This is a genomic window from Nonomuraea sp. NPDC049684 (assembly GCF_044465345.1).
In the GTDB taxonomy this organism is placed as follows: Bacteria; Actinomycetota; Actinomycetes; order Streptosporangiales; family Streptosporangiaceae; genus Nonomuraea.
This window is the reverse complement of sequence record NZ_JBITLO010000007.1, coordinates 142,939-167,988: the sequence shown is the minus strand read 5'-3', so window position 1 is coordinate 167,988 and position 25,050 is coordinate 142,939. Positions and strand designations below refer to the sequence as shown.

The following is a 25,050-nucleotide window of genomic DNA, read 5'->3' as shown; positions in this document are numbered from 1 at the left end:
AAATAGCGGCTGATGTCGGCGGATCAGGTGCTCAGGAGTCGGCCGCCTCGGTCAGCCGCCGCAAGACGTGCACGAGCGTCCTGCGGTCGTCCGGGGCCAGTTTCTCCAGCGCCTGGCCGATGCGCTGCCGCCGCGCGGCGCGCAGCCGCTCCAGCACCTCCCGGCCGGCCGGGGTCGTGCTGATGCGGATCTCCCGGCGGCTGTGAGCGGCCGGGGCCCTGCTCAGCAGGCCGGCGGTGTCCAGGCGGTCGACGACCCGGCCGGCCGCCGACAGCGACATGTCCAGGCGGTCGGCCAGGGAGCGCAGGTTCATCGGGCCGTGGCGGTCGACCGCCAGCAGCACCCGCAGCCGGGGCACCGACAGGTCGCCCAGCGCGGCCATGGCGTCGAGCGTCGCCTCCACCAGCACCAGGGACGCCTCCTCGATGTGCCATGCCGAGTCGTCCATGCCCGCACCTTCGAGCGGTGTCGTTGAGCGGCCATGGAATACCGAAGCCGCTGGTCCGACATTTTTCCACATAACGGGCCACCTATTCATCACTCCGCCGACGACCAAAAGGAAAGTCCTAGCAGGCGGCCCGCCCTCGGCGCACCCCCGGCCACTACGGGCCAGGAGGACGCCGCCGTCCGGCGGAGCGACGGTGTTCACTACCCATTACAGTGCTTTTCACCTGAGGTTTTCAAATGGTGATGAATTCCGCCCCTCAGGGACGCCGTCCAGGCTCGTCCACCACCTCGGTGCCGAGCCGGGCCGTCCAGGTGACCGGGGTGCCGGCGGGCACGTCGGCACTGCCTCCCGTCCACGTGAAGGTCCGGTCGGTCACGCTGACGCCGTAGGTGCCCAGGAAGCGGTAGTCGCCGGGGCTGAGGATGAGGTCATAGCGGGCCCAGTCGCCGGTGTAGCTGAAGGCGACGCCGTGCCGCCCGCCGGCGTCGACCGCGTCGGGGGTGACCTGCACCCCCTCGATGGCCGGCAGGGCGCGGAACAGCGCGGCCCGTACCCGCGGGGGCAGCGCCTGCTCGCCCATCAACTGGTAGATCGCCTGGAAGAGCCGCTCGTTCATGGGAGGCGGCGGGTCGCCGGCCGACGCGTCGAGCGGGCGCAGGGCGGCCATGAGCCGGTCGGTCACGGTCTCAGGGGTGACGGGCTCGGCGGCCAGCTCGGCGGCGCCGATGCCGGGGTGGGTGTACTGGACGAGAAGCTTGCCCTTGTCGTCGTACCAGGCGATCTTCTTGCCGTCGACGCTCGTCCACACCTCCGAGGTGATCCGCCTGCTGGTGTCGACGCCGTACCCGCTGTAGGCGCCGGGGGCGGCGTTGAGCTCCTTGACGTAGAGCCACTGGTCGCCGCGGGCTCCCGGTCCTGGGGCGTCCTCGGCCGCATCGGCGGCCCATTCGCTCAGCTGTTGCACGCTCGCCACCGGCGTGGCTCCGGGCTCACGGGTCGCGGCCCAGCCGAGGCCCGCCAGGACGGCCAGGACGGCCGCCGTCACGAGCCGCCACACCGGGCGCGCGGGGCGCCGCCGGGGCGGCGCGGTTCGCACGGGCGTCCGCACGGGCGTCCGCACAGCGGTCAGCAGCCTGGCCCGCGCCGCGCTCTCCGCCTGCGGCGTCATCGCCGGGACGGGGCGGCGCACTCGCCTCACCGCGTTCAGGTCGTCCATCAGTTCTCCTCCTCCGCGGGAAGCACGGCCTTGATCTTCTTGCGCGCGCGGTGCATGCGGGAGCGCGCCGTTCCCGCCGGGATGCCCAGGACCTGCGCGGCCTCCTCCAGGCTCATGTCCTCCCACGCGACGAGCAGCAGGACGTCGCGGTCGCGGGGTGACAGCCCCGCCAGCGCCGCGAGCAGCCGGCGCTCCTCGCCCTGGGCCGCGACGCGCCGGGTCACGACGTCCCCGAGCGGCTCGGGCAGCGGCTCGGCCCCGGTACGGCTCAGCGCCCGCAGGAGCCGTTCCTCGTCGCGCCGGTGCCGGGCGATCAGCCTGGTGGCGATGCCGTACAGCCAGGGCCTGGCCAGGCGGGCGGCGGGATCGTAGGAGCCGCGGCGGCGGAAGGCGGCCAGGAACGTCTCCGCCACGATGTCGTCGGCGGCCTGCGTGCCGAGCCGGCGCGCGACGTAGAGGTGGATCTGCCGGGCGTGGCGGTCGAACAGCGCGGCGAACTGTTCGGGGTCGTCCCGGGAGCGGAGGATCACCTCCGCGTCGTCCTGCTCCGAGAGGTTCTGCAGGGTCACATCGTTCCTTCCACGGGGACGGCGGTCACCTCGCTGTCTCCCGCAGGCCGCATCATCGTTCACGGCGGGGGCGGGGAGGCCGTCGGGGGCCGTCCGGGGAAGGTCAGGGGATGCGGGCCACGGCTCCGTAGTTGCCGGACGAGGAGGGGGCGTCCGCGCAGGCCGGGTCGCCGCCGTCGGGTCGCCATTCGGGCACCCACACCAGGCCCGGCTCCAGCAGGTCGAGGCCGTCCAGCAGGTCGGCGACCTCGGCGCGGGTGCGCACGTTCAGGCCGGGCAGCGTCATGGCCAGCATGCCCCGCACGGCCGGGGCCAGCTCCCCCGGCACGCCGTCGAACGTGATGTGCAGCAGCCCGAGGAAGCTGCCCTCGGGGACGGCGTGCCGCAGCCGCTTGACGACGGTACGGGCGCATTCGTCGTCAAGGCTGTGGGCCGACAGCAGCAGCACCGCGATCGGCCGGTCCCAGTCGAGGAACGTCTGCACCACCGGGTCGCCGAGCATCTCGTCCATCTCCCGCACGTCGCCGTCGACCACGCGCACCAGGTCGCAGAAGGGCTCGATGGTGGCCTGGGCCAGCGTCAGGGCCATCGGGTCGCTCTCGACGTACACGACGCGGACGTCCGGGCCGGGCGAGGTCAGGCGGGCCACCTCGTGCAGGCGGCTGCCGCCCGAAGGGCCGTTCGGCACCCCGCTCCCCACGATCATGAATTGGTCCACGCCTTCGACAGCGGCCAAATGACCGATCACCCGCGACAGGTATTCAAGAACGGCACGGGCCGCGGTGGTGGCGACGGGAGTTACTTGATCGAAATGGCGAACCAGGTCTCTGTCGGCGAGGAAGTTGTTCTTCCCGCCCGCGGCGGCGTCAAGTATCCGCGTGATCCTGGCGTGCGCCGTGCCAAGCCTGGCCAAGTTGCGGACAGCACGCTGGCGCATGAGCGTTGCCCCTTTCCCCTCGCCGCCACCCTCTTGCGGTAGGCGATCTTTGGACTTCACTCGTGACTCAGACCATATGTTCCAACAATTCCAGTTAATGACAATGGGGCAGACCGGTTATTTCGGGAAATGTTTGTTACCAGAACTTACGGGCTAGATCATCGGGCCGCCGTACGCGCGTAGGATCGGCGGATCGACATGGAGGTGGCCGTGGCAGAGGAGCAGGCCGCACCGCTGGCCGGGATGCGAGTCGTGGAGCTGTCCAGCTTCGTCGCCGCGCCGCTGGGCGGGATGACGCTGGCCCAGCTCGGGGCGGAGGTCGTCCGGGTCGATCCGGTCGGCGGCGGGCCCGACGCGCGGCGCTGGCCGCTCGCGCCCTCCGGCCGCAGCCTCTACTGGGCGGGGCTGAACAAGGGCAAGCGCTCGGTCACCGTCGACCTGCGCTCGGCCCGGGGGCGCGCTCTGGTGGCCGACCTGGCCGTCGCGGCGGGCACGGTGCTCACCAACGCGCCGCCCAGGGCCGGGCTGTCGTACGAGGAGCTGGCCGGGCGCCGCCCCGATCTGGTGTACGCGCGGCTGCTCGGCCACCGCGACGGCCGTCCCGCCGTGGACTACACGGTCAACGCCGGGCTCGGCCTGCCGTACGCGACCGGCCCCGGCGGCCACGAGGGCCCGGTGAACCACGTCCTGCCGGCCTGGGACGTCGCCTGCGGCCTGTACCTGGCCGTGGGCCTGCTCGCGGCCGACCGCCACCGGGCCGCGACCGGCCGGGGACGCCGCCTCGACGTGGCCCTGCACGACGTCGCCCTGGCCACCATGGGCAACCTGGGCTTCCTGGCCGAGGCCCAGCTCCGCGGCGCCGGCCGGCCGCGCATCGGCAACGACCTGTACGGCGACCTCGGCCGCGACTTCGCCACCGCCGACGGGCGGCGGCTCATGGTCCTGGTGCTCACCGAACGCCACTGGCGCGACCTGGTCGCCGTCACCGGGCTGTCGCGCGTGGTGTCGGCGCTGGAGGAGGCGCTGCCCGCCGACTTCCGCTCCGAGTCCGACCGCTACGCCCACCGGGAGGCGCTGGGCGGGCTGCTCGCGCCCTGGTTCGCCGCGCGTACGGCGGCCGAGGCCGAGGAGGGGCTGAAGGGCACGTCGGTGCTCTGGTCGCGGTACCGGACGCTGGAGGAGCTGGCCGCCGGCGGGGCGGCGGCGCTGCGCGCCGAGCCGCTGATGGCCGTGCTCGACCAGCCGGGCGTCGGCCCCCATCTGGCCCCGGGCGGCCCCCTGCTCCTGGACGGCCGCCAGACCCCGCCGTCGCCCGCGCCGGAGCTGGGCGAGCACACCGACGAGGTGCTGGGCGAGCTGCTGTCTCTTTCCCCGGCACAGGTGGCCGGCCTGCGCGCGGAGGGCGTGGTCGGCTGACACAATTTGGGCATGCCCGAAACAAGGGTTACGGGCCCGAAAGATGGGAAGTCGCGGGAGCGCTCCCAACAACCCGGAACGCCCGACACGCTGCACCAATGCAGAGACGGTTCAAGATTCACGCAAAAACCGCCGAGCGGAATGCCGTCCGCCCGGACTCCCCGCCGGGTCTTGACATCGCAGGCAGGCCCTTTGCGGTCACTGTTCTCCTGCATCGTTCCAGCCATCGCCTTATGGACGATGACCTGGACTTTCAGGCGGACACTACTGTTAGTCAGCAGGTCCGCAAGTTCCGGTGGGTCCGTTATCCGATATTGCGGTGGCCGCCGCCGGGACAGGTGACATACTGCGTTGGGAGCGCTCCCGTGACCCTTCGATGACGCCCACGAGGACCGGTAGTGAACCATCCCGACCCCCTGCTCGACGCCCCGCGCCCCTGGGCCGCCCACATCTGGTGGATCGCCCTGGCCGTCGGCGCGGCCGGCTTCGCCTTCGTCTGGCTGGCCACCCCGCACGCCCGCGAGATCGACGCCGCCTGGCAGCTCGCCGCCAAGCTGCTCGCCTTCGCCTGCCTGTGCTGCGCGATCGCGTTCTTCCCCTGGGTGTCGCCGCGCCTGCACTGGCTGCTCTACGCGCCGTTCCTGTTCCTGACCGGCTACCTCATCCCGAGGATCAGCTGGTTCTACTACGGCGACGGCGCGCGGGCCCACGGCGACGACTTCTACACCCACCTGTACCTGCTGCTCTACCCGGGGATCGTGCTGACGGTCGCGGCCGCGTACCGGATCGGGGGCGGCTCGCCGGGCCGCTGCCTGAAGATCATGGCGAGCGGGGTGCTGATCGTGTTCTCGGGCTTCCTCGACGTGATGTGGCAGGTGGTCAACCCGGTCGAGATCCCCGACCGGATCGACGCCCCGCACATCAACCTGTTCACCGGCGGGCCGATCCCGTTCTGGGGGGCGGTGGTGTTCACGCTGGCGCACGTCCCGATCCTCGCCGGGATCAACCTGCTGCCCCTGGACCGCTGGATCGGGCGCCTGACCGGGGCCGGCGCCGGCCCGGACGCCACCCGGAGGAGGTGACCCCTTGCCGAACAGGCCGGCCGTCGACGTCTCCGTGGCGGCACCCGCGTACAACGAGGCGGACAACATCGCGGCGGCGGTGACGGAATGGCGGGAGTACCTGGAGCGCCATCCGGGGGTGGCCGCGTGGGAGATCGTCGTGTGCGACGACGGCAGCTCCGACGCGACCGGGCGGATCCTGCGCGAGCTGCGGGAGGACTGCCCGCAGCTCGTCGTCGTCACCTTCGCGCGCAACCGGGGCGCGGGGGCCGCCATCGCCGCGGCCGTCGCGCGCACCCGGCTGGACTGGGTGGTGCTGCTCGACTCCGACGGCCAGTTCCCGATCGCCAACCTCGACGCGTTCCTGGAGCGCATCCGGGCCGGCGGCGGGCCCGCCTTCTCGGGGGCGCGGGTCAGGAAGGCCGACAGCCTGCCGTACCGGTGGGGGTCGGCGGCCAGCGGCGCGGTCAGCAACCTGCTGCACCGCACCCGCTACCGCGACTTCAACTCGATCTTCAAGGTGGTGCGCGGGCCGCTGTTCAGGGCGCTGCCGCTGGAGTCGGCGGGGATGAACTGCTCCACCGAGATCACCGCCCGCGTGGCCGAGCTGGGGCACGTGTGGGAGGAGCTGCCGATCGAGCACCGCGAGCGGGGCGGCGGCAGCAGGGGCTGGCGGTTCTGGCGCGGGGCGCGCGACCGGGCGCTGTTCGTCGGCTACCTCGGGCTGCGCCGCTGGTTGCTGCGCCGGGGCGTGCTGCGGGCGCCGCTCGCGCCGTTCCCGCTGGGCCGCTCCTCGCTGGAGGAGGTGCGATGAGCACGGTGACGCGCACGGTGACGCGCACGGTGTCGGTGGCCCTGTTCGGCGGCGGGCGCGGCGGCGCGGGCATCGCCCGCGCGCTGCTGCGCACCCCGGGGACGAGCCTGTCGCTGCTGGTCAACGGGTACGACAACGGGCTGTCCACGGGCGCGCTGCGCCGCTGGCTGCCCGGCATGCTGGGCCCGTCCGACTTCCGCAAGAACCTGCTGCTGCACCTCGACCCCGGCGACCCGCGCCACACGCTGCTGGAACGCCGGCTCCCGCCCGGCGCCACCCCGGCCGACCTCGACACGCTGATCGGCGACGTCGCCGCGGCGGGCCCGGCGGAGGCGGCGCGGGAGCTGCGGGTCGTCGCGGCCCGCCTGGCCGCCCGGCCCGGCGGGCTCGACCTGGCCGACTGCGCGCTGGGCAACCTGGTGTTCGCGGGGGCGTACCTGCGGCTGGGCGAGGACTTCAACGCGGCCGTACGGGAGTGCGCGCGCACGTTCGGCTCGCCGGTGCGGCTGCTGAACGTGACCGGCGGCGAGAACGCGTTCCTCGTCGCGCTCAAGCAGGACGGCCGGGTGCTGGCCGACGAGGCCGACATCGTCGCGCCGCAGGACGACGTGCCCATCACCGGCCTGTTCCTGCTGCGCGAGCCGCTGTCGGCCGCCGACCGCGCCGCGCTGGCGGGCCGCCCGGCCGAGCGGGTGCGGGAGCTGCTGGCCCGCCGGTCCGCCGAGGTCACGCCGAACCCCGAGGCGCTGCGGGCCCTGGCCGAGGCCGACCTGATCGTGTACGGCCCCGGCACCCCCCACTCCTCGCTGCTGCCCAGCTACCTGACCCCGGGCCTGGCCGACGCCCTGTCCGGGAGCGGGGCCGGGAGCCGGGCAGCGGCCAGGGTGTTCGTCGTGAACGTCGGCGGCGACCACGACGTCCAGGGTCTGACGGCCACCGACCTGGTGGACCGCACGCTGGCCTACCTGGGCGACCCGGGCAACGAGCGGGCCACGATCACGCACGTGCTCAGCGGCCGGGGCGCGGGCGCTCCCGCCGTGCCGGCCCGCGTGCTGGACCGGGGTTCGTGGGCGGGGGCGCGCTGGATCAGCGCCGACCTGGAGGACCCGGCCCGGCCCGGCGCCCACCGCGGCCCGCGTACGGCCGAGGCGCTGCTCGCGGTGCTCGGCGAAGCGCCGCTGGCGCGGGCCGGGTGAGCCGGATGCTGCCCTGGACGGTCTGGCTGTGCGACCTCGACGGCACGCTGGTGGACTCCGCCCCCGCGCACGAGGCCGCCTTCCGCCACGCCCTGGCCGAGCACGCGCCCGGCGCGCTGGACGGCTTCCGCTACGCCGACCACGCGGGCGTGAGCACCGCCGCGGTGGCCGCCCGGCTGACCGGCGACCCGGCGACGGCCGGCCGCCTGGCGCGGCACAAGCAGCGGCTCTACCGCGCCTACGTCGAGGCGGGCCTGGTGCGGCCGTTCCCCGGCGCGCGCCGGCTGCTGGACGCGCTGGAGGCGGCGGGCCGGGCCGCCTACCTGGTCACGGGCGGCAGCCGGGCCTCGGTGGAGCGGGTGCTGGCCGCCTGCCCGCTGCCGGTGCGTGGCGTGCTGACCGCCGACGACGTGCCGGTGAGCAAGCCCGACCCGGGGTTCTACGCCGCGGCCTGCCGCCGCTGGGGCGTGCGCCCGGCCGCGGCCGTCGCGCTGGAGGACTGCGCGCACGGCGTGGCCTCGGCCGTCGGCGCCGGGCTGGCGACGCTGCACGTGCACGCCGCCGAGCCCGCGCCCGGCGCGGTCGCGGCCCCTGACCTGGACCACATCGTGTCCCTGCTGGAGAGGTGATCGGCGACGTGAGTGAACGGCGGGTGTGCGCGGTGATCCCGGCCGCCGGACGCGGGACGCGGCTCGGCCACGACCTCCCGAAGATCATGATCAGCCTGGCCGACGGCGTCACGGTGTGGGACGTCCTGCACCGGCGGCTGCGCCCGGCGGCCGGGCACGTGCACGTCGTGGTCTCCCCGGCGGGCGCGGGCCCGTTCGGCGAGCTGGTGGCGGGGACGCCCGGGGTGTCGGTGAGCGTTCAGGAGCGGCCGACCGGGATGGGCGCGGCGATCTTCGGCGCGGCCGGGCACTGGGCCGGGTACGAGACGATCCTCGTGGTCTGGGGCGACCAGGCGAACCTGTCGGCGCGGACCGTGCGCCGGGTCGTCGCCGCCCATCCGGGCCAGGGGCTGACCCTGCCGCTGGTGCCGATGGACGACCCGTACGTGGAGTACGAGCTGGCCGGGGAGCGGCTCGTCCGGGTGCGGCAGTCGCGCGAGGGCGACGCGTGCCGGCCGGGCGGGCTCAGCGACATCGGGGTGTTCTGCCTGGCCACCGCGGGCCTGCAACAGGCGTGGGAGCGGTACGCGGCGGGCGCGGCGCGCGGCGCGGCCACCGGCGAGGTGAACTTCCTGCCGTTCCTTGCGCATCTGTCGCGGGCCGAGGGATGGCCGGTGACGGTGGTGCCGGTGACCGACCCGGCCGAGGCGCGCGGCGTCAACACGGCCGACGACCTGGAGTTCGCCCGGCGGGCGTACGCGCGGTGCACGGGCTGAGGGGCCGCGCGGCGGGCCTGGTCCGGGGGCACCGGTGGGCGGCGGGGCCGACGCTGGTGAGCACGGCGGCCAGCGGCATCGCGGCGGCCACCACGCTGATCGTCGCGCGCGGCGCGGGGGCGAGCGCGTTCGGCCGGTTCACGGTGGTGCTGTCGATCGCGCTGATCGTCACCGTGGTCATGCTGACGAGCCTGCACTACGTCGTGCTCCAGGAGCTGCCGCGGGCCGCGCCGGGCGAGCGTCCGGCGCTGGTCACGACGGCGCTGGCGGCGACGCTGGCGATGAGCGCCGGGCTGGCCGCGCTGGGCCTGCTGGCCGCCCCGCTGCTCACGCCCGCGCTGAACGTGGACGTCCCGGCGCTGGCCTACGGGCTGGCGCTGGCGGTGTCGATGACGGTCAACCAGCTCGCGGACGGGTTCCTGCGGGGGCTCGGCCGCTTCGCGCTGGTGGCCCGGCTCAAGCTGGCGGTCGCGGTCGCCTACCTGGGCGCCGCCTGCTTCTGCCTGCTGGTGCTGGGGATCAGGGACGCCGGGCCGTACCTGGTCGCGCTGATCGCGACGAACGTGGCGTTCGCGGTGGCGGCGACGGCGGCGGCCGGGGTGCGGCCGCGGGCGTTCTCGGCGCGGCTGGCCCGCTCGCTCTACCGGCACGGCGGGTACGTGACGGCCGTCGCCGCGCTGACCGGCCTGCTGTTCGGCGTGGACGTCCTCTACCTCAACCACTGGGCGGCCCCGGCCGACGTCGGCGTCTACGCGGTCTACAACGGCTTCCCCAAGCGGCTGCTCGGCGTGGTGTTCACCGACGGCGTGCTGCTGGTGCTGCTGCCCAGGATGGCGACCGCCGACAAACCGGCGCTGATGCGGCGGATCGCCCGGCTGGCCCCGGCCGTGGCGGGGGCGACGGCGGTCTTCTCCTTCGCCGCGAGCACGGTGTTCTTCCTGCTGATGGGCGGCGAGTACCCGTACGCGACCGGGCTGATGACGCTGTCGGCACTGGGCATCGGGGCGCACACGGCGTTCAACCTGTATTCGGTGGCGCTGTCCATGGACGGGGTGCGCGGCGCCCGCGTGCTGATCGGCTGCCTGCTCGCCGGCGCGCCGGTCGCGCTCGCCGTCCCGGCCTGGTGCGTGCGGTGGCACGGGGTGGCCGGCGGGCTGGCCGGGTTCGCGCTGGTCAACCTCCTCCTGCTGGCCGTCGTGGCGGTGACGGCCGGGCGCGTCTATCTGAAGGACCTGTCATGAGAATCGCCTGCGTCGTCAACCAGTTCCCGCCCAACGTCACGGCGGGGCTCGGCCGCTACGTCGAGCTGATCACGCCCTGGCTCGCCCGCGACCACGAGCTCACCGTCCACACGCTCAACGTCGGCGACCTGCCCGTGCACGAGCGCGTGGACGGCGTCACCGTGCACCGGCCGCGCGTCCGGCTGCCCGGCGCGCGCGGGCGGCGGCTCAACCGCACCCGCCGCGCCGAGTTCCTGCTGCTGGCCGCGCAGGTCGTGGTCAGCGACTGGCGGTACGTGCGGCGGCTGCGCCGCGGCGCCCGGCCGGACCTGGTCGCCGTGCACGACTCGACGAACTTCCTGGCCGCCCTGCTCTGCCACCACCTGCTGCGGCTGCCGGTGGTCCTGCACGTGCACACCACCGAGTACGGCGTGGCGGCGCAGCGCAGCATCCGCGACCCGCTGAACCTGTTCGCGGCGCTGGAACGCCACCTGGCCCGGATCTCGCGGCGGGTGGTGGTGGCCACGCCCGAGGTGCGCGAGCAGCTGCTGGCCGCGGGGTGGCGGCGCACGCCCGTCGACGTGGTGCCGCTCGGCGGCACGTACGAGCGGGTCGTCGCCGATCCGGCCTTCGACCGGGACGCGCTGCGGCGGGGCGCGGCGGCGCTGCGGCGGCGGCTGGGGTTGTCCGAGCAGGACAAGGTGCTGCTGTTCGTCGGCAGGATCGAACGCCAGAAGGGCGTCTACCAGCTCCTGGAGGCGATGCGCGCGGCGTCGGCCGCCGTGCCGGGGCTGCGGCTGCTGATCGTCGGCGAGGGGGACGAGGTGGGCGTCCGGCGCATCGTGGCCGCGACCGGGCTGCGCGGGCGGGTGCTCACCTCGGGCCGCTTCGTCACGGGCCGCGAGCTGCTGGAGTACTACGAGCTGGCCGACGCGTGCGTGTTCCCCTCGCTGTTCGAGCCGTTCGGGCTGGTCGCGACCGAGGCGATGGCGCTGGGACGGGCGACGCTCCTGGGCGACGGCTTCTCGCGGATCTTCCTCGGGGACGACCCGGCGCGGCCCGCGGCGCGGTTCGTCCGGGCCGCCGAGCCGGCCGACATCGCGCGCGGGATCATCGACGTCATGTCGGACGAGGCGCTGCGCCGGTCGCTGGGCGAGCGCGGCGAGCGGTTCGTCCGCGAGAGCCTGAGCTGGGAGCGCGCGGCGGCGGCGACTGCCGCGGTCTACCGGGCGGCGCTCAAGCCGCCCGGCTCCTGAGGGTCAGGCCGGGCCGCCGCGCAGGACGCGCAGGGAGCCGACGGCCAGGCCGGTGACCAGCACCACGTGCACGGCCAGGTGCACGGCCATGAAGTAGGCGGTGAAGGCCGGGCCGCGCTCCCGGTGGACGAACCGCAGCAGCTCCGGATCGGCCACCACGAACCACCCGACCAGCACGACCGGCACCGCGAACAGCGCCGGCGCGAGCAGGCCGAGCGGCAGGCAGGCCAGCGCCAGCGCGCAGGCGAGGATCCCGGCCCGGCTGTTGGCGTTCTCCGGCTTGGCCGCGCCCCGCCTGGCCGTGGCCAGCGCGAGCGGGATCAGCGGCAGCGCCCGCCGCCACTGCTCCGACAGCACGGGCAGGAAGCGGTGGCCCTCGTCGTGCCGGCCGGCCACGGCGTCGGTCAGCACGATCCGGGTGTGGACGGCCAGGCGGCTGCTGTACTCGACGTCCTCGCAGTCGCGCAGGCTCTCGTCGAGCCGGCCGGCCCGGGCCAGCACCTCGCGGCGGATGGCGGCCAGGGCGAACACGACGCTGTTGACCTCGCCCAGGTGCCGGCGCCGCCAGTGGACCTGGTGCAGCAGCCGGTACCACTCGACCGGGCCGTCGTCGATCAGCGGCTCGGTGTCGTAGACGCCGTGCACGCAGCCGACGCCCGGATCGGCCTCCAGGATCGCGACGGCGTTGGCGACCGCGTCGGGCCGCAGCGCCACGTCGCTGTCCAGGAAGAAGATCACCTCGCCGGTCGTGTGCTCGACGCCGGCGTTCCTGGCCGCCGACACGCCCCGGTTGGCGGGCAGGCGCACGACCCGGCAGCCCAGCTCCTCGGCGATGGCCGCCGAGCCGTCGGAGCCGGCGTCGTCGACGACCACGATCTCGTCGGGCAGGCGGGTCTGGGCCAGCACCGACTCCAGGCACAGGCGCAGGGTCCTGGCCGCGTTGTAGCACGGCACGATCAGCGAAACCGTCGTCACGAGCGTTGCCCTCCGGCGAGTTCCCGGTCGCGGTCACCACGGCCCGCGGCCCTGCTCCATGATCTCGCACGGACCCCCGTCTCAGCCAGTCATGATCCCGCCGAGCACGTCGTCCAGGGTGACGACGCCGAGCACCTGCCCGGACTCGTCGGCGACGGCGGCGAGCTGGGCGCGGCGGGCGCGCATGACGGCCAGCACCTGGGCCAGGGTGGCGGTGGCGGGCACCTGCGGCAGCGCGCGCACGGGCAGCGGCTCGCGGGCGCCGTGGCCGTTCAGCGCGTCCAGGACGTGCAGGTAGCCGCGCAGTTCGGCGGGGTCGGCGCCGTGCACGGGGAAGCGGGAGTGGCCGTGGCGGCCGGCGTACCGTTGCAGGCCGGCGCTGTCGATGGTTTCGGGCACGCTGACGACCTCGCTCATCGGCACCATCACCGAGCCGACCGGGCGGGCGTGCAGGGCGAGGGTGGCGATCAGGCGGTCGCGTTCGTCCTGGCGCAGCAGGCGGTGGCGGCGCGACTCCTCGATGAGCACGGGCAGCTCGCCGGAGGTGTAGACCGTACGGACCTCCTCGGCGGACGGGACGCGCAGCAGCCGCAGCACCACCCCCGCCATGGCCTTGACCAGCGTCAGCACCGGCCGGGTGGCCCTGGCCAGCACGAACAGCGGCGGCACCAGCCACAGCGCGGCCACGTCGGGCGCCGACAGCGCCAGGTTCTTCGGCACCATCTCGCCGATGATCACGTGCGCGGCGACCACCAGCAGCAGGGCCAGCGCGAAGGCGATCGGATGGACCAGCCGCTCGGGCAGCCCGGCGGCGGCCAGCAGCGGCCCGACCGCCCCGGCCACCACCGGCTCCCCTGCCGCGCCGAGCACCAGCGAGGCCAGCGTCACGCCGAGCTGCGCCGCCGCCAGCATGGTCGGGACGGCGTTCATGGCGGCGAGCACGGCCTGCGCCCGCCACGACCCGTCGCGCGCCCGCGGCTCGATCAGGGTGCGGCGGGCGGAGATGAGCGCGAACTCCGCGCCCACGAAGAAGCCGTTGACGGCCAGCAGCAGCACGATGACCAGCCCTTGGGCGAGGCTCACCGGCGCTCCCCCGCCCGGCCCGGGGCGGTCAGCGTGACCTGCTCGATCCGGCGTCCCCGCATGGTCTCCACCCGCAGCACCCATTCGCGCACCGCGACCTCGTCGCCCGGGTCCGGGATGCGGCCGAGGGCGGCCAGCACCAGCCCGGCGAGCGTCTCGTAGGGGCCCTGCGGCATGCGGAAGCCGGTGCGCTCCTCGACCTCGTCGGCGCGCAGCAGGGCCGGCAGGCTCACCGAGGCGCCCGGCGCGAGCAGCACGGGCGAGGGCTCGTCGGACTGCTCCTCGGGCAGGTCGTACTCGTCGGCGATGTCGCCGATCAGCTCCTCCACCAGGTCCTCGACGGTCACGACGCCGGCCAGGCCGCCGTACTCGTCGATCACGACGGCCATCTCGGCGCGGGCGGAGGCCAGGCGCTCCTGCACGACCTCCAGCCGCAGCGTCTCGGGCACCTGGAGGGCGGGCCGGGCGATGGCGGCCACCGGGGTCGTGTCGCGTTCGGACGGGGGCACCGCGCAGGCGCCGGGGACGCTGGCGATGCCGAGGATGTCGTCGCGTTCCGCGCCGCAGACCGGGATGCGCAGGTGGCGGCGGCTCCTGGCCAGCTTGAGGAAGTCGGCGACGCTGGTGGTGCCGGGGACGGTCACGCAGTCCGTACGCGGGGTCATGGCCTCGGCCGCGGTCTTGCCGCCGAAGCGCAGGGCCCGCTGGAGCATGGCGGCGGTGCCGGGCTGGAGCACGCCGGCCTCGGCCGACAGGCGTACCAGCAGGCCCAGCTCCTCGGGCGAGCGGGCGGAGGCCAGCTCCTCCTGGGGCTCGGCGCCGAGCCGTCGGACGATCGCGTCGGCCACCGCGTTGCACAGCCGGATCAGCGGCCCGCACGCCGCCGAGAACGCCCGCTGCGGCGGCGTCGCCAGCCGGGCCACCGCGAGCGGCCTGGACAGGGCGGCGTTCTTGGGCACCAGCTCGCCCAGCACCATCTGCGCCACCGTGGACAGCGCGATCGCCAGCACGACCGGCGCCACCGGGACGCCGCCCAGCAGCGGGTCGAGCAGGTCGGCGATGGCGGGCTCGGCCACGACGCCGAGCAGCAGCGAGGTGACGGTGATGCCGAGCTGGGCGCCCGACAGGTGGAACGACAGCCGTTGCACCGCGGCCTCGACGCCCTGGGCGCCCCGGTCGCCGTCCTCGGCGAGCTGGCGGACCTGGCCGCGTTCGACGGTGACGAGGGAGAACTCGGCCGCGACGAAGATGCCGTTGGCCAGGATCAGGGCCAGGGCCGCGAGCAGGTGGACGGCGTCGAGGAGCACGTCAGCCCGGGCCCTCGGGTAACGCTCCGGGCGGGGCCGCGGCGGGCCGTCGGCCGTACTCAGACTCCACGGGCGAAAGCTAGCATCCGGCTCGGGCCCACGGAAGTCATGACGAACCGCCAGTGATCAGACGTTGCCCATCACGCGCGTCACCCGGATCTCCAGCACCACCCTGGACGGGTTGGGCCGGGGCGGCTTGTAGCGGGCGGTGTACCGGCGTTCGGCGTCGGCGACCTGCTCGGGCTCAGTGCGCACCACGGCCCGCCCCTCCAGGGTGGACCAGCGGCGGCCGTCGACCTGGCACAGCGACACCGCCTCGCCGTCCGGGCCGTTCGCGCCGATCAGGCGGGCCTTGCGGGAGGAGCCCGAGGTGATCACGCGGGCGGTCGCGGTGTCCAGGTCGAGGGTCGCGCCGACAGGAACGACGTGCGGCGGTCCGCCGTCGCGGGCGGTGGCGAGCGTGCACAGGTGCCGCTCCCGCCAGAACGCGGCGAACTCCTCGCCCAGCTCGGCCAGGTCCACGATCCTCCTCAGGGGTTCCGGGCGAGCGTCATCGTACCGGGCCCGCCGGGGCCGGATCGGGGCGGCTCAGGACGGCGGGCCCTGGCGGGCGTGCGAGGTGTAGATCCCGACCTCGTCGGGGCGGATCAGGCCGTCCTGGATGGCGCAGATGAGCAGTTTCTCCTTGGTCGGCGCGGGCCGGCCGGCCGCCGCGTACTTCACCCTGGCCCGGTCGATGTACTGGCGCACGGTGCGTTCCTTGATGCCCATGCGGGCCGCGACCGACGCCTTCGACATCGACTGGAACCAGAACAGCAGCGCCGCCCGCTCCTTGTCCGACAGCTGGGGGCGGTGGGGGCCCTCGTCCGTGGCGATGGCCTGGGCCATGGGCAGCGTCACGGACGGCCGGTCGGCGGCCACCTCCATGATCGTCTCCAGGCAGGACTCGCGGGTGGCGCGTCCCTTGCCGATGAACGCCGACGCGCCCGCGTCCAGCACCGCCCGGACGATCTCGGGCTCCTCGTGCTCGGAGAAGACGATCACCCGCTGGCCGTCCGCGCACAGGCCGCCCACCCGGTCGGCGACCATCGTGCCGTTGAGGTTGAGGTCGAGCAGCAGCACGTCGGCGGCCACGCCGCGGACCGACTCGATCGTGGGCCCCTGGGCGACCAGCTCGACGCCGCTGCCCGGCCCGAACCAGGAGCGCACGCCGTCCACCACCACCTGGTGGTCCTCGACCAGGGCGACCGTCACGGGCGCTGCCAGATGCTGTTGACCCATACCTCCCCTCCCTGGCGCTGATAGGTGACCACGACCCCGCTGGGCTCGCGCACCGGGATGGGGCTGACCGGCAGGTCGTCGTTGTCGGCGACGACGGCCACGCTCACCATCGCCGACATCGCCGACACGGTGACCCTGGCCCGCGAGCGGGCGCCGTCCAGCGCCAGGACGGGCGCCCTGAGCAGATCCTCCCGCACGCCCTCGGGCAGCGCGGGCAGGTTCTCGCCGAACGGCGGCGCGGTCACCAGCACCTGGCGCCGCTCGGCCGCGTCGATGCGCTCGCGCAGCGCGGCCACCAGCGCGTCCGGGACGTCCTCGCGCTCGGTGATCAGCCGGCGCAGCCGCATGGCGCCGGCCGTGCAGTCCTCGCGGACGCGCGGGTCGCCGGGGTCGGCGCCGTCGGCGAGCTGCTGGAGCAGCGACTCGGCCACGTCCCTGATGGCGGCGTACCTGCGGATGCGGTCGGCGTGGATGCTCCTGGCCGACTCCCGCCAGGCGTCGTCGGCGGCGAGCCGCCGGGCCAGCAGCACGGCGTCCTCGGCGCGGGCGCGCAGCAGGGCGCAGCCGGCCGTGTAGCCGAGCTGCATGGTGACGCCGCCGACGACGACCACCAGGTACTTGGCGATCGAGACCCGGTCGAGCGCCCCGGCCACGGCCATCGCGGCCAGCATGACGGCGGCGTTGACGGCCAGGAAGGCGCCCAGCTCCGCCCGCCAGCGCGGCCGGTTCCAGGCCAGCATGACGCCCAGCCAGCCGACCGACCCCCATCCCCAGTCGCTGATGCCGAGCAGGTCCTGCGGGCGGCAGGCCACGATCACCGCGACGTCGGCGGCCAGCGCCGCGACCGCCAGGCCGAGGACGCGGTCCGGGCCGCGCGAGGCGCGCGAGAGCGACAGGCCCGCGATCACGCCGACCGCCGTGTAGACGACCCAGGCGGCCGCGGCGAGCAGCGGCCAGCGGAAGGAGCTCCAGCCGGTGACGGTGACGGTGAGGTCGTAGCCGGTGTGCCAGAAGCCGGCGATGACGGCCGCGCCGAGCGCGGTGTAGCGGGCGTAGCGCTGGGCGACCTGCTCGATGTCGTCGGTCACGGCCGCCACCACATGCTCACCCGCGTGCCGGTGTCGCCGGAGGAGATCCGGGCGCCGCCGCCGCGCAGCGCGTTCATCGTGTCGAGGATCGAGCCGCGCACGCCGAACCGGTCGGGCGGCAGGCGGTCCTGGTCGAAGCCGTGGCCCGCGTCGGCGACCTCCACCCGGATCTCGCCGTCGTGCCCGCTGGAGACCAGGACGGCCTCGGCCACGCCGGCGTGCAGCGCGACGTTGGCCAGGGCCTCGGTGACGGCGCGGGCGAAGTGCTCGGCGACGTCGCCGGGGACGGTCTGCGGGATCAGGCGGCGGCGCACGTCGAGGCCGGGCACGCGGCCGGCCACCTCGTCGAGCAGGGCGTCCAGGGCGATGGGGGAGGTCTCGGGGCGTGGCCGGTCGCGCAGCTTCTCCAGCGCGGCCAGGTCGGCGCCCACCTGGGAGCGCAGGGTGGGCGACGGCTCGTCGTAGGTGCCGAGGCCGACCATGGTCAGGGTGTGCAGGGCGGTCTCGTGGATGCTGGCGACCTGGCGCAGCTCGTCCTCGCGGCGCAGGCGTTCGACCATGAGGGCGATCTCGGCCCGCGCGCTCTCGCGCAGGAACGCGTCGGCGGAGGCGGCCGAGCGGCGCAGCAGGGTCATCAGGATCACGATCGCCAGGAGCTGGACGAGGTGGATGCCCAGCGTGCCGGCCACGTCCTGGGACGGCGCGGCCAGCCGCACCCCCGCCAGGTACGCCCCCGCCACGGCCAGCCCGGCCGGCACGGCGATCCGGGGCCGCCAGGTCACCCCGATGACGACGATCGTCATGGTGACCAGCCCCGCGATCCAGCTCGACCCAGCGTCGAACGCCCGGACCGGCACCAGGTGGCGCTGGGCCAGGCAGGCCGCCACGGTGGTCGCCGCGTCACCGGCCACCAGCCAGTGCGGCAACGGCTCCTCGCCGCGTAACCGGCGCAGGTAGAGCCCGGTCCACACCAGGCCGGCCGCCAGCGCGGGCGCCAGCCACGCGGCCGAGACCGGCGGGACCGCGCCGAGGCCGGCCGCGACCACCGCCACCAGGCCGACGGCCCCGCGCGCGCCCGCGGCGGTACGCGCGACGGCCTTGTCGAGCTGCCGGGTCGCGGAGTCGTACCTCGTGTCGTGTCTCGGGTCGTGTCTCGGGTCGAGCCTCTTGCCGTGACGCGTGGAGCCGGGGTGAGCCATGTGCGATCCGCCCGCGAAGAGGGCACAGGACGGGTCCCACAATATCGACTTTGAACAGGCTTGTTCCCGTCATGACGGTCGGCTGTTTCCATGGCTCTTCCTCGGGGGGCCGGCGGCTCTCCGGCGCGGGTGCGCCGCCCTGCCTCACTGTGGGTCGCGCGGGCCCCGGGCGGCATGACGGCTGATCGGCCGTCGTGCTGCCACGACGGCTGATCGGCCGTCAGTCGCATTCCACGCAAGAGGGATGTACTGGACAGGTGTCGTCGCGTGCGACGGGAGGGACGATCATGACTGTTTTCTCGATCTCTATTCTGCTCGGCTGCCTCTCGGTGATGGCGGTCCGTGGCCGCCGGGGGGACTGGCCGCCCGGCATGCCCGCGGCGCGGCCCCGGCTGGTGACCGCGGGCGGCACGTACGACGGCTCGCACGGCCATCCCTCCGACGCCTACGTCGTCCAGGAGCGGCTGATCGCGCTGGCCGACGGGCAGGGCGGCACGGAGGTCGCGCACACGGCGGCCGCGCTGGCCCTGGGCGCCGTGGTCGCCGCCCGGCCGCAGCACTCCGCCCGGCGGGAGGAGGACCTGGACGAGTGCGCCCAGGCCGCCCACCGGGCCGTCCGGCGGGCCGCGTTGCGCACGCCGTCCAGGCCGGCGCTGGTGACGACGATGGACCTGCTGGTGCTCGTCCCCGGGGAGACGCCGTGCCTGCGCTTCGCCCACGTGGGCAACGGCGCGATCTGGCATTGCGCCAAGGGCGGCAAGCCGCGCCGGCTCACCACGTCGCACTCCTTCGACGACGGCCCGCTGCTGCGCGGGATCGGGCTGGCCTCCACGCTGAACCCCGAGGTCGGCACCGTGCCGCTGCGGCCGGGCGACCGCGTGGCGGTGGTCACCGACGGCGTGCTGAAGGCGCTGGGCGAGCACCGGCTGACCGAGCTGCTCGCCGTCGGCCCGTCCCCGGCAGCCTGCCTGGACCGGCTGTACGACGAGGTGGCCGCCGCGGCGCCCAAGGACGACGCCACGATGGTCGTCGCCGACTTCGTCACCGCCTGACCTCCGGACGCCTGTGGAACGTGCCACCCGACACGTAGGCGGGGGCCGGGTGGCACGCCGGGGATCAGGCCAGGCGCTGGAGGAGCCCGTAGACGAACAGGGCGCGGCGGGGCGTGCCCTCGCAGGCGAAGTCGACCGCCCAGTGGTGCGGGGCCGACCCCTCGCCCTGGAAGCTCACCGGGAAGCTCGCGCCGACGTCGGCCACGACGCATCCCCACGGGGTCAGGTCGGCGGCCGACAGCCGCCGGTCGCCGCCGGGCCGCACGAACCACAGGTTCCACACCTCGCCGCCGGGGCCGGTCAGCGCCTCGAACTCCAGCTCCGGCCAGGACGGCAGCCGCCAGCGGGCCACGTCGCAGGTCAGGCTGCCGAACGGGGCCGCGCCCGCGTGCGCGGGCGGGCCGAGCGCCATCCGCAGCGCGGCCCGGCCCTTGGGCGCCGCCGGGGAGTGGGCCAGCCGGGTCCAGTGAGCGTGGGCGGCGCGCAGCTCGGCGCGGGAGGCGTCCATGTCGGCCAGCGCCTGCTCGACGCGGCCCGGGTTGAGGTCGCGCATGCGGTGCATCAGGGCCAGCTCGAACTGGCGTACGCCGAATCGCATGGCCCCCAGCCTGCCAGGCGTCCTGACCTGCGTATGCTCCCCGTCATGAACAAACGGGGGCAGATCACTCTCCGCGAGCTGCTCGCCTTCGACGAGGGCGGCGTCCTGCGGCTGCTGCTCGCGCCGTCGGGCCAGGACGTGCACGTGTCCGGGATGATCATCGGCGACGAGGGACCCGCCCGCTCGTACGCGGGCCGGATCGTGCTCGCGGCCGGGCTGTTCCACTCCACCGGCGCGGCCACCGCCTCCATCCGCGAGGCGGCGCGGCGCGGCGCCGCGGCGGTGGTCGTGCGGGCGGGCGAGGACCTGGCCGACGACGCGCTCGACGCGGCCGAGCAGGTCGGCATCGCCCTGCTGGCCCGCGCCGAGTGGGCCGACTGGGACGACGTGGCGACCCTGCTGCGCTCGGCCGCCGCCTACGGCGAGGCGGGACGCGGCGACCGGATGGCCGAGGCCACGGCGGGCGGCGGGCTGGCCGCGCTGGCGTCGGTGGTCGCCGAGTTCACCGGCGGCTCGATCACCATCGAGGACACCCAGTTCCGCGTCCTGGCGCACTCGGCCACCGGGCCGGAGGCCGACGAGCTGCGCCGCTCCACCATCCTGGGCGGCCGGGTGCCCGACTGGCGGGTGGACGAGCTGCGCCGCAGCGGCCTGCTCCGTACCCTGTGGTCCTCCGGCGAGGTGATCCACCGGCCCGCCGACGGCGACACCCCCGAGCGGCTGATCATCGCCATCCGCAGCGGGCGGGAGATGCTGGGCTCGATCTGGGCCGCCGCCGACGGCCGCAGCCTGTCGCCCAACGCGGCCAGCGCGCTGAGCCGGGCCGCGGAGGTGGCGGTGCCGTACCTGGTGCAGCACCGGCTGCGGGAGAGCGGCGCGCGGCTGCGCGAGGAGCACGCGCTGCGCGGGCTGCTGGGCGGCGAGGGCGACATGAGCACCCACGCCTGGACGCTGGGCCTGCCGCCCGACCTGCGCTGCGCCGTCGTGATCGCCGAGACCGGCCCCGACGCGGCGGGCGAGGGCGCGGCGGCCCGGGGCCCGGCCGGGGAGCGGGTGCTGGAGGTGCTCGCGCTGCACGCCGCCTCCTACCGGACGGGGGTGCGGGTGCTGCGGGAGACCGGCCGGGTGCTGGCCCTGGTGCCGGTGCGCGGCGGCGACGAGCGGGACGTGCTCGGGCTGGCCCGCGAGCTGGACGGGCTGGCCGCCTCGACGCCGGGCGCCGCCGCGGTGCTGGTGGGGGCGGGGTCGGTGGCCGCCTCGCCGCTGCTCGCGGCGGGCTCGCGGGAGGAGGCCGACCTGGTCGTACGGGTCCTGCGCGGCCGCGACGCCGGTCCCCGCCACGCCCTGGCGGCCGACCTCGGCCCCGCCCTGGACGTGCTGCGCGTCCTGGACGCCGTCCGCCCGGTGTGGGAGCGCGGCAGCGGCCCGGTGTACGACCTGGTCCACGCCGACCTGGCGGCGGGCGGCGAGCTGGTCCGCTCGATCGCCGCCTACCTCGACGCCGCCGGGGACGTCGGCCGCGCCGCCCGCCGGCTGGTCCTGCACCCGAACACCCTGCGCTACCGGCTGCGCCGGGTCCGCGAGCGCTTCGGCGTCGACCTCGACGACCCCGACACCCGGCTGCTGCTCACGCTCGCCGTCCGGCTGGCCGCCTGACCTGGGGCTCCGGATTTTCCTTGGCCGAGTGGACAAAGCCGCATACGGGCTTTGTCCGCCCGGCTGAAGACTTGGCCTGCGGTCATGGCCGAATCTCGTCTGGCCCCCCTCCGAAACTCTCTCTTTCCCGATGCATCCAGGAGCCTTGGACGTGATCCAGAGCAGTGCCACGCTCGCGCCCGCCCCGGCCCGCGGCACCACCGCCGAACGCGCCGCCCACGTGCTGCGCCATGCCGTGCGCGCCGGCGCGCTCGGACCGGGCGAGCCGGTCGCCGGCTTCGTCGACACCGCCGGCGTGCGGGACTCGGTCAGGGCGTTGCACGAGGCGTTCGGCGAGGTCCCGGACGTGCTGCACACCTTCGCCGCCAAGGCCGCGTCGCTGATCCCCGTCCTGCGGCTGCTGGCCGCCTCGGGCATGGGGTGCGAGGTCGCCAGCCCCGGCGAGCTGCGGATCGCGCTGGAGGCCGGGTTCGCGCCGGGCACGATCGTCTTCGACTCCCCCGCCAAGACCCGCGAGGAGCTGCGCCAGGCCCTGTCGCTGGGCGTCGCGGTCAACGCCGACAGCCTGGCCGAGCTGCGCCGCATCGACGAGCTGCGCGCGCCGGACTCCTCCTCGGTGCTGGGATTGCGGGTGAACCCGCAGGTCGGCACCGGCACGATCGGCGCGATGAGCACCGCGACCGCCACCTCCAAGTTCGGCGTCGCGCTGCGCGACCCGGGGGCCCGCGAGGCCGTCGTCCGCGCCTTCGCCGAACGGCCCTGGCTGACCCGGCTGCACGCGCACGTCGGCTCGCAGGGCTGCCCGCTGGAGCTGATCGCGGCGGGCATCGCCGAGACGTACCGGCTGGCCGAGGAGATCAACGCGACGCTCGGGGTCCGCCAGATCACCAGCATCGACATCGGCGGCGGCCTGCCGGTGAACTTCGACGGCGACGAGGTGGCCCCCACCTACGCCGACTACGTCGCCACGCTGCGCGCGGCCGTCCCCGGGCTGTTCGACGGCCGGTACGCGCTGGTCACCGAGTTCGGCCGGTCGCTGCTGGCCAAGAACGGCTTCGTCGCGGCGCTGGTGGAGTACACCAAGGACGCGGGCGGGCGGCGGGTGGCGATCACCCACGCGGGCGCGCAGGTCGCCACCCGCACGGTGCTCATGCCGGACGCCTGGCCGCTGCGGGTCGGCGCGTACGGCCCGGCGGGCGACCCCAAGGACGGCCCGCTGCTCGCCCAGGACGTCGCCGGCCCGTGCTGCTTCGCCGGTGACGTGGTCGCGCACGCCAGGGAGCTGCCCGAGCTGGCCGAGGGCGACATCGTCGTGCTGCACGACACCGGCGCCTACTACTTCTCCACCCCGTGGGCCTACAACAGCCTGCCCTATCCGGCGGTGCACGGCTTCACCGTCACGGCGGACGGCGACGTCCGGCTGAGCGAGGTGCGCCCGGCGCAGACCCTGGACGAGATCGCCGCGGCCAGCGGGCTGGCGCGGGCCGACGCGCTGACCGGTCTCCTGGCGGCCACCGCCTGACGCCTGCCGTCCCAACTATGGCGGTATGTCCTTGTTTGCGAGGATTGTTTTCGCGGGTGGGGGTATGTCTACCAGCGAGTATGGAGTTCTCGCTCCATTTCGGGGGAACCTTCCGGGCCGTCGCCCGGAAGGCGCGACAGGCGGCTCTCCGCCTTGAGGGCCGCCGGATCCGGGGGAACCCACATGCGCAAGACGCTCACCGGCCTGGGGATGGCATTCTGCTTGGCGCTGGCCCCGGCCGCCACCGCTGTGGCGGACACGCCCGTCGTCCAGAGCCAGGCGACGCCGAGCCCGCAACCGACCGAGACCAGACACGACGAGGGCGGCGGCAACGCCGGTCTGTGGGGCCTGCTGGGGCTGCTCGGCCTGCTGGGGCTGGCGGGCCTGCGCAAGGGCCGCAACCCGGTGGGGACGGCTGAGCACATGACCACGCGTCCCACGGGAACCACCGGCACCACCGGCACCACGGGGACCACGGGGACCGCGACGGGGACCACCGCCAACCCCACTCGCCCGCAGCGTCCGTAACGCAGGACGCGGGCGGTGCCCGGCACGCTCCGGCGCGCCGGGCACCACGCTGCCCGGCCCCCCTGGGGCCGCCACAGCACCGCGCCGCCCGGCCCGCCGTGGTCCGGTTCGCGTGGGTACGGGCCTCAGGCCGGGCGGGTGGCGATGACGGCGGTGGCGTCCAGTTCCTCCGAGACCGTGGCCCGCGCCGGGAGCCCCGCCGCCACCGCGGCCCGGACGGTGGCCGCGGCCTGCCGTTCGCTGGTCTCCACCAGCAGGTGCCCGCCCGGCGCGAGCCAGCCGGACGCCCCCGCGATCACCCGCCGCACCACGTCGAGCCCGTCGCCGCCGCCGTCGAGCGCCATCAGCGGCTCGTGCAGGCGCGCCTCGGGCGGCAGCAGGCCGACCGACTCGGTGGGCACGTAGGGCGGGCTGGCGATCAGGATGCCGACGCGGCCGCGCAGCGAGCCGGGCAGGGCGTCGTACAGGTCGCCCTGGTGGACGTGGCCGCCGGGCAGGTTGAGCCGGGCGCAGCGCACGGCAGCGGGGTCGAGGTCGGCCGCGTGCACCTCGGTCTCCTCCCCCAGCGCCGCCGCGACCGCGGCCCCCATCGCGCCCGTGCCGCAGCACAGGTCGAGCACGACGGGCGGACGGCCGGCCCGCCGGGCCAGCGCGACGGCCTGACGGATGAGGAACTCGGTGCGCGGACGCGGCACGAACACGCCGGGCTCGACGGCGACGCGCAGGCCGCAGAACCGCGCCCAGCCCAGGACGTGCTCGAGCGGCAGCCCGCCGGCCCGGCGCTCGACCATCCCGGCCAGCTCGGCAGGGGTACGGGCGGTGGAGACCAGCAGCTCGGCCTCGTCCTCGGCGAAGACGCAGCCGGCGGCGCGCAGCCGGGTGACGACGGCGGACACGGGGATCGGGGAGGGGGACATGGGGAGCCTTTCGGGATGCCGATGGGCGCTCCCCGCGGTCACCTGGCCCAGGTGGGCCGGACGTGTGCCGGAAGGGAGCCCCAGCCTGACGAAGCGGTAATGGGTCTCACCTCCTGCGGACGATCTCGGCCAGAGACCGTCACAGTACCAGAGCCGATCCGGCCCGACGCGGGCGGCTGCCGGGGATCTCCCCCGGTCACGCGCACGCCGCCACACGGATGATCATGTAGTAAAATGTCCGGGAGCTCGGCCGCGGAGATCGTCCCGGCGAGCAGGAAGCGGCCGCGGGAGCCGCGCGACACCTCCCGCCGATCAGCTGACACAGAC

General features: G+C 74.9%; 25 protein-coding genes. 12 read left to right on the top strand and 13 right to left on the bottom strand.

Annotation, left to right across the window (positions count from 1 at the left end; translation table 11 throughout):
• Window positions 1-31: 31 nt before the first annotated feature.
• From ACIBST_RS23435 to ACIBST_RS23420, 4 genes are all read right to left on the bottom strand, one after another.
• A complete protein-coding gene (locus ACIBST_RS23435; RefSeq protein ID WP_397174501.1) occupies window positions 32-448 on the bottom strand; it encodes a MarR family winged helix-turn-helix transcriptional regulator in 417 nt (138 codons plus the stop codon).
• 256 nt (window positions 449-704) lie between these two features.
• Window positions 705-1,664: a CU044_5270 family protein gene (locus tag ACIBST_RS23430; protein ID WP_397174499.1), complete on the bottom strand. Its 960-nt coding sequence runs from the start codon at window positions 1,662-1,664 to the stop codon at window positions 705-707.
• Window positions 1,664-2,233, bottom strand: coding sequence for an RNA polymerase sigma factor (locus tag ACIBST_RS23425; protein ID WP_397174498.1), 570 nt, complete (start codon window positions 2,231-2,233; stop codon window positions 1,664-1,666). Before ACIBST_RS23425 ends, ACIBST_RS23430 begins: the two co-directional genes overlap by 1 nt.
• A 103-nt stretch (window positions 2,234-2,336) precedes the next feature.
• Entirely contained in the window at window positions 2,337-3,170 is an 834-nt protein-coding gene (locus ACIBST_RS23420) for an SAM-dependent methyltransferase (protein WP_397174496.1), read from the bottom strand.
• Window positions 3,171-3,380: 210 nt separating this feature from the next.
• Here ACIBST_RS23420 and ACIBST_RS23415 point away from each other — a divergent pair, with 210 nt between their 5' ends.
• From ACIBST_RS23415 to ACIBST_RS23380, 8 genes are all read left to right on the top strand, one after another.
• Complete coding sequence (locus ACIBST_RS23415; protein WP_397174495.1) at window positions 3,381-4,586, top strand: CoA transferase; 1,206 nt, start codon at window positions 3,381-3,383, stop codon at window positions 4,584-4,586.
• Window positions 4,587-4,984: 398 nt separating this feature from the next.
• Window positions 4,985-5,668: a hypothetical protein gene (locus ACIBST_RS23410; RefSeq protein WP_397174493.1), complete on the top strand. Its 684-nt coding sequence runs from the start codon at window positions 4,985-4,987 to the stop codon at window positions 5,666-5,668.
• A 4-nt stretch (window positions 5,669-5,672) separates the two neighbouring features.
• Complete coding sequence (locus ACIBST_RS23405; RefSeq protein WP_397174492.1) at window positions 5,673-6,461, top strand: glycosyltransferase family 2 protein; 789 nt, start codon at window positions 5,673-5,675, stop codon at window positions 6,459-6,461.
• A complete protein-coding gene (locus tag ACIBST_RS23400) occupies window positions 6,458-7,657 on the top strand; it encodes a 2-phospho-L-lactate transferase CofD family protein (RefSeq protein WP_397174490.1) in 1,200 nt (399 codons plus the stop codon). Before ACIBST_RS23405 ends, ACIBST_RS23400 begins: the two co-directional genes overlap by 4 nt.
• A gap of 5 nt (window positions 7,658-7,662) precedes the next feature.
• On the top strand, window positions 7,663-8,286 hold the full coding sequence (locus tag ACIBST_RS23395; RefSeq protein ID WP_397174488.1) for an HAD family hydrolase: 624 nt from the start codon (window positions 7,663-7,665) through the stop codon (window positions 8,284-8,286).
• 8 nt (window positions 8,287-8,294) lie between these two features.
• Complete coding sequence (locus ACIBST_RS23390; RefSeq protein WP_397174486.1) at window positions 8,295-9,041, top strand: NTP transferase domain-containing protein; 747 nt, start codon at window positions 8,295-8,297, stop codon at window positions 9,039-9,041.
• Window positions 9,029-10,282, top strand: coding sequence for a lipopolysaccharide biosynthesis protein (locus ACIBST_RS23385; protein ID WP_397174484.1), 1,254 nt, complete (start codon window positions 9,029-9,031; stop codon window positions 10,280-10,282). Before ACIBST_RS23390 ends, ACIBST_RS23385 begins: the two co-directional genes overlap by 13 nt.
• Window positions 10,279-11,517 (top strand): glycosyltransferase family 4 protein, encoded by a 1,239-nt coding sequence (locus tag ACIBST_RS23380; protein WP_397174483.1) that lies wholly within the window; start codon window positions 10,279-10,281, stop codon window positions 11,515-11,517. The genes ACIBST_RS23385 and ACIBST_RS23380 overlap by 4 nt, the downstream gene beginning before the upstream one ends.
• A 3-nt stretch (window positions 11,518-11,520) precedes the next feature.
• Here ACIBST_RS23380 and ACIBST_RS23375 read toward each other — a convergent pair whose 3' ends face one another.
• The 7 genes from ACIBST_RS23375 to ACIBST_RS23345 all read right to left on the bottom strand — a co-directional run bounded on the left by ACIBST_RS23375 (window position 11,521) and on the right by ACIBST_RS23345 (window position 18,450).
• Entirely contained in the window at window positions 11,521-12,492 is a 972-nt protein-coding gene (locus ACIBST_RS23375) for a glycosyltransferase family 2 protein (protein WP_397174481.1), read from the bottom strand.
• An 81-nt stretch (window positions 12,493-12,573) separates the two neighbouring features.
• Window positions 12,574-13,575: a hemolysin family protein gene (locus tag ACIBST_RS23370; protein ID WP_397174479.1), complete on the bottom strand. Its 1,002-nt coding sequence runs from the start codon at window positions 13,573-13,575 to the stop codon at window positions 12,574-12,576.
• Window positions 13,572-14,882, bottom strand: coding sequence for a hemolysin family protein (locus ACIBST_RS23365; RefSeq protein WP_397174477.1), 1,311 nt, complete (start codon window positions 14,880-14,882; stop codon window positions 13,572-13,574). The genes ACIBST_RS23370 and ACIBST_RS23365 overlap by 4 nt, the downstream gene beginning before the upstream one ends.
• A 126-nt stretch (window positions 14,883-15,008) precedes the next feature.
• On the bottom strand, window positions 15,009-15,404 hold the full coding sequence (locus tag ACIBST_RS23360; RefSeq protein ID WP_397174475.1) for a pyridoxamine 5'-phosphate oxidase family protein: 396 nt from the start codon (window positions 15,402-15,404) through the stop codon (window positions 15,009-15,011).
• 66 nt (window positions 15,405-15,470) lie between these two features.
• Window positions 15,471-16,163: a sigma factor-like helix-turn-helix DNA-binding protein gene (locus ACIBST_RS23355; protein WP_364338633.1), complete on the bottom strand. Its 693-nt coding sequence runs from the start codon at window positions 16,161-16,163 to the stop codon at window positions 15,471-15,473.
• Window positions 16,133-17,251, bottom strand: coding sequence for a hypothetical protein (locus ACIBST_RS23350; RefSeq protein WP_397174473.1), 1,119 nt, complete (start codon window positions 17,249-17,251; stop codon window positions 16,133-16,135). The genes ACIBST_RS23355 and ACIBST_RS23350 overlap by 31 nt, the downstream gene beginning before the upstream one ends.
• Window positions 17,248-18,450 carry a sensor histidine kinase gene (locus ACIBST_RS23345; RefSeq protein WP_397174471.1) on the bottom strand — a complete coding sequence of 401 codons (1,203 nt, stop codon included), beginning with the start codon at window positions 18,448-18,450 and terminating at the stop codon, window positions 17,248-17,250. Before ACIBST_RS23345 ends, ACIBST_RS23350 begins: the two co-directional genes overlap by 4 nt.
• A gap of 287 nt (window positions 18,451-18,737) precedes the next feature.
• Here ACIBST_RS23345 and ACIBST_RS23340 point away from each other — a divergent pair, with 287 nt between their 5' ends.
• Window positions 18,738-19,502, top strand: a complete 765-nt coding sequence (locus ACIBST_RS23340; RefSeq protein WP_397174469.1) for a PP2C family protein-serine/threonine phosphatase — start codon at window positions 18,738-18,740, stop codon at window positions 19,500-19,502.
• Window positions 19,503-19,566: 64 nt separating this feature from the next.
• Here ACIBST_RS23340 and ACIBST_RS23335 read toward each other — a convergent pair whose 3' ends face one another.
• Entirely contained in the window at window positions 19,567-20,100 is a 534-nt protein-coding gene (locus ACIBST_RS23335) for a hypothetical protein (RefSeq protein WP_397174468.1), read from the bottom strand.
• 45 nt (window positions 20,101-20,145) lie between these two features.
• On the opposite strand from ACIBST_RS23335, the gene ACIBST_RS23330 reads away from it, so the two are divergent.
• The 3 genes from ACIBST_RS23330 to ACIBST_RS23320 all read left to right on the top strand — a co-directional run bounded on the left by ACIBST_RS23330 (window position 20,146) and on the right by ACIBST_RS23320 (window position 23,806).
• A complete protein-coding gene (locus tag ACIBST_RS23330) occupies window positions 20,146-21,756 on the top strand; it encodes a PucR family transcriptional regulator (RefSeq protein ID WP_397174466.1) in 1,611 nt (536 codons plus the stop codon).
• A 151-nt stretch (window positions 21,757-21,907) separates the two neighbouring features.
• Window positions 21,908-23,278, top strand: coding sequence for a diaminopimelate decarboxylase (locus ACIBST_RS23325; RefSeq protein ID WP_397174465.1), 1,371 nt, complete (start codon window positions 21,908-21,910; stop codon window positions 23,276-23,278).
• A 183-nt stretch (window positions 23,279-23,461) separates the two neighbouring features.
• Entirely contained in the window at window positions 23,462-23,806 is a 345-nt protein-coding gene (locus tag ACIBST_RS23320; RefSeq protein WP_397174463.1) for a WGxxGxxG family protein, read from the top strand.
• 125 nt (window positions 23,807-23,931) lie between these two features.
• Here the strand turns inward: ACIBST_RS23320 and ACIBST_RS23315 are convergent, their stop codons facing one another.
• Window positions 23,932-24,723, bottom strand: coding sequence for a putative protein N(5)-glutamine methyltransferase (locus ACIBST_RS23315; protein ID WP_397174461.1), 792 nt, complete (start codon window positions 24,721-24,723; stop codon window positions 23,932-23,934).
• Between the last annotated feature and the right edge of the window lie 327 nt (window positions 24,724-25,050).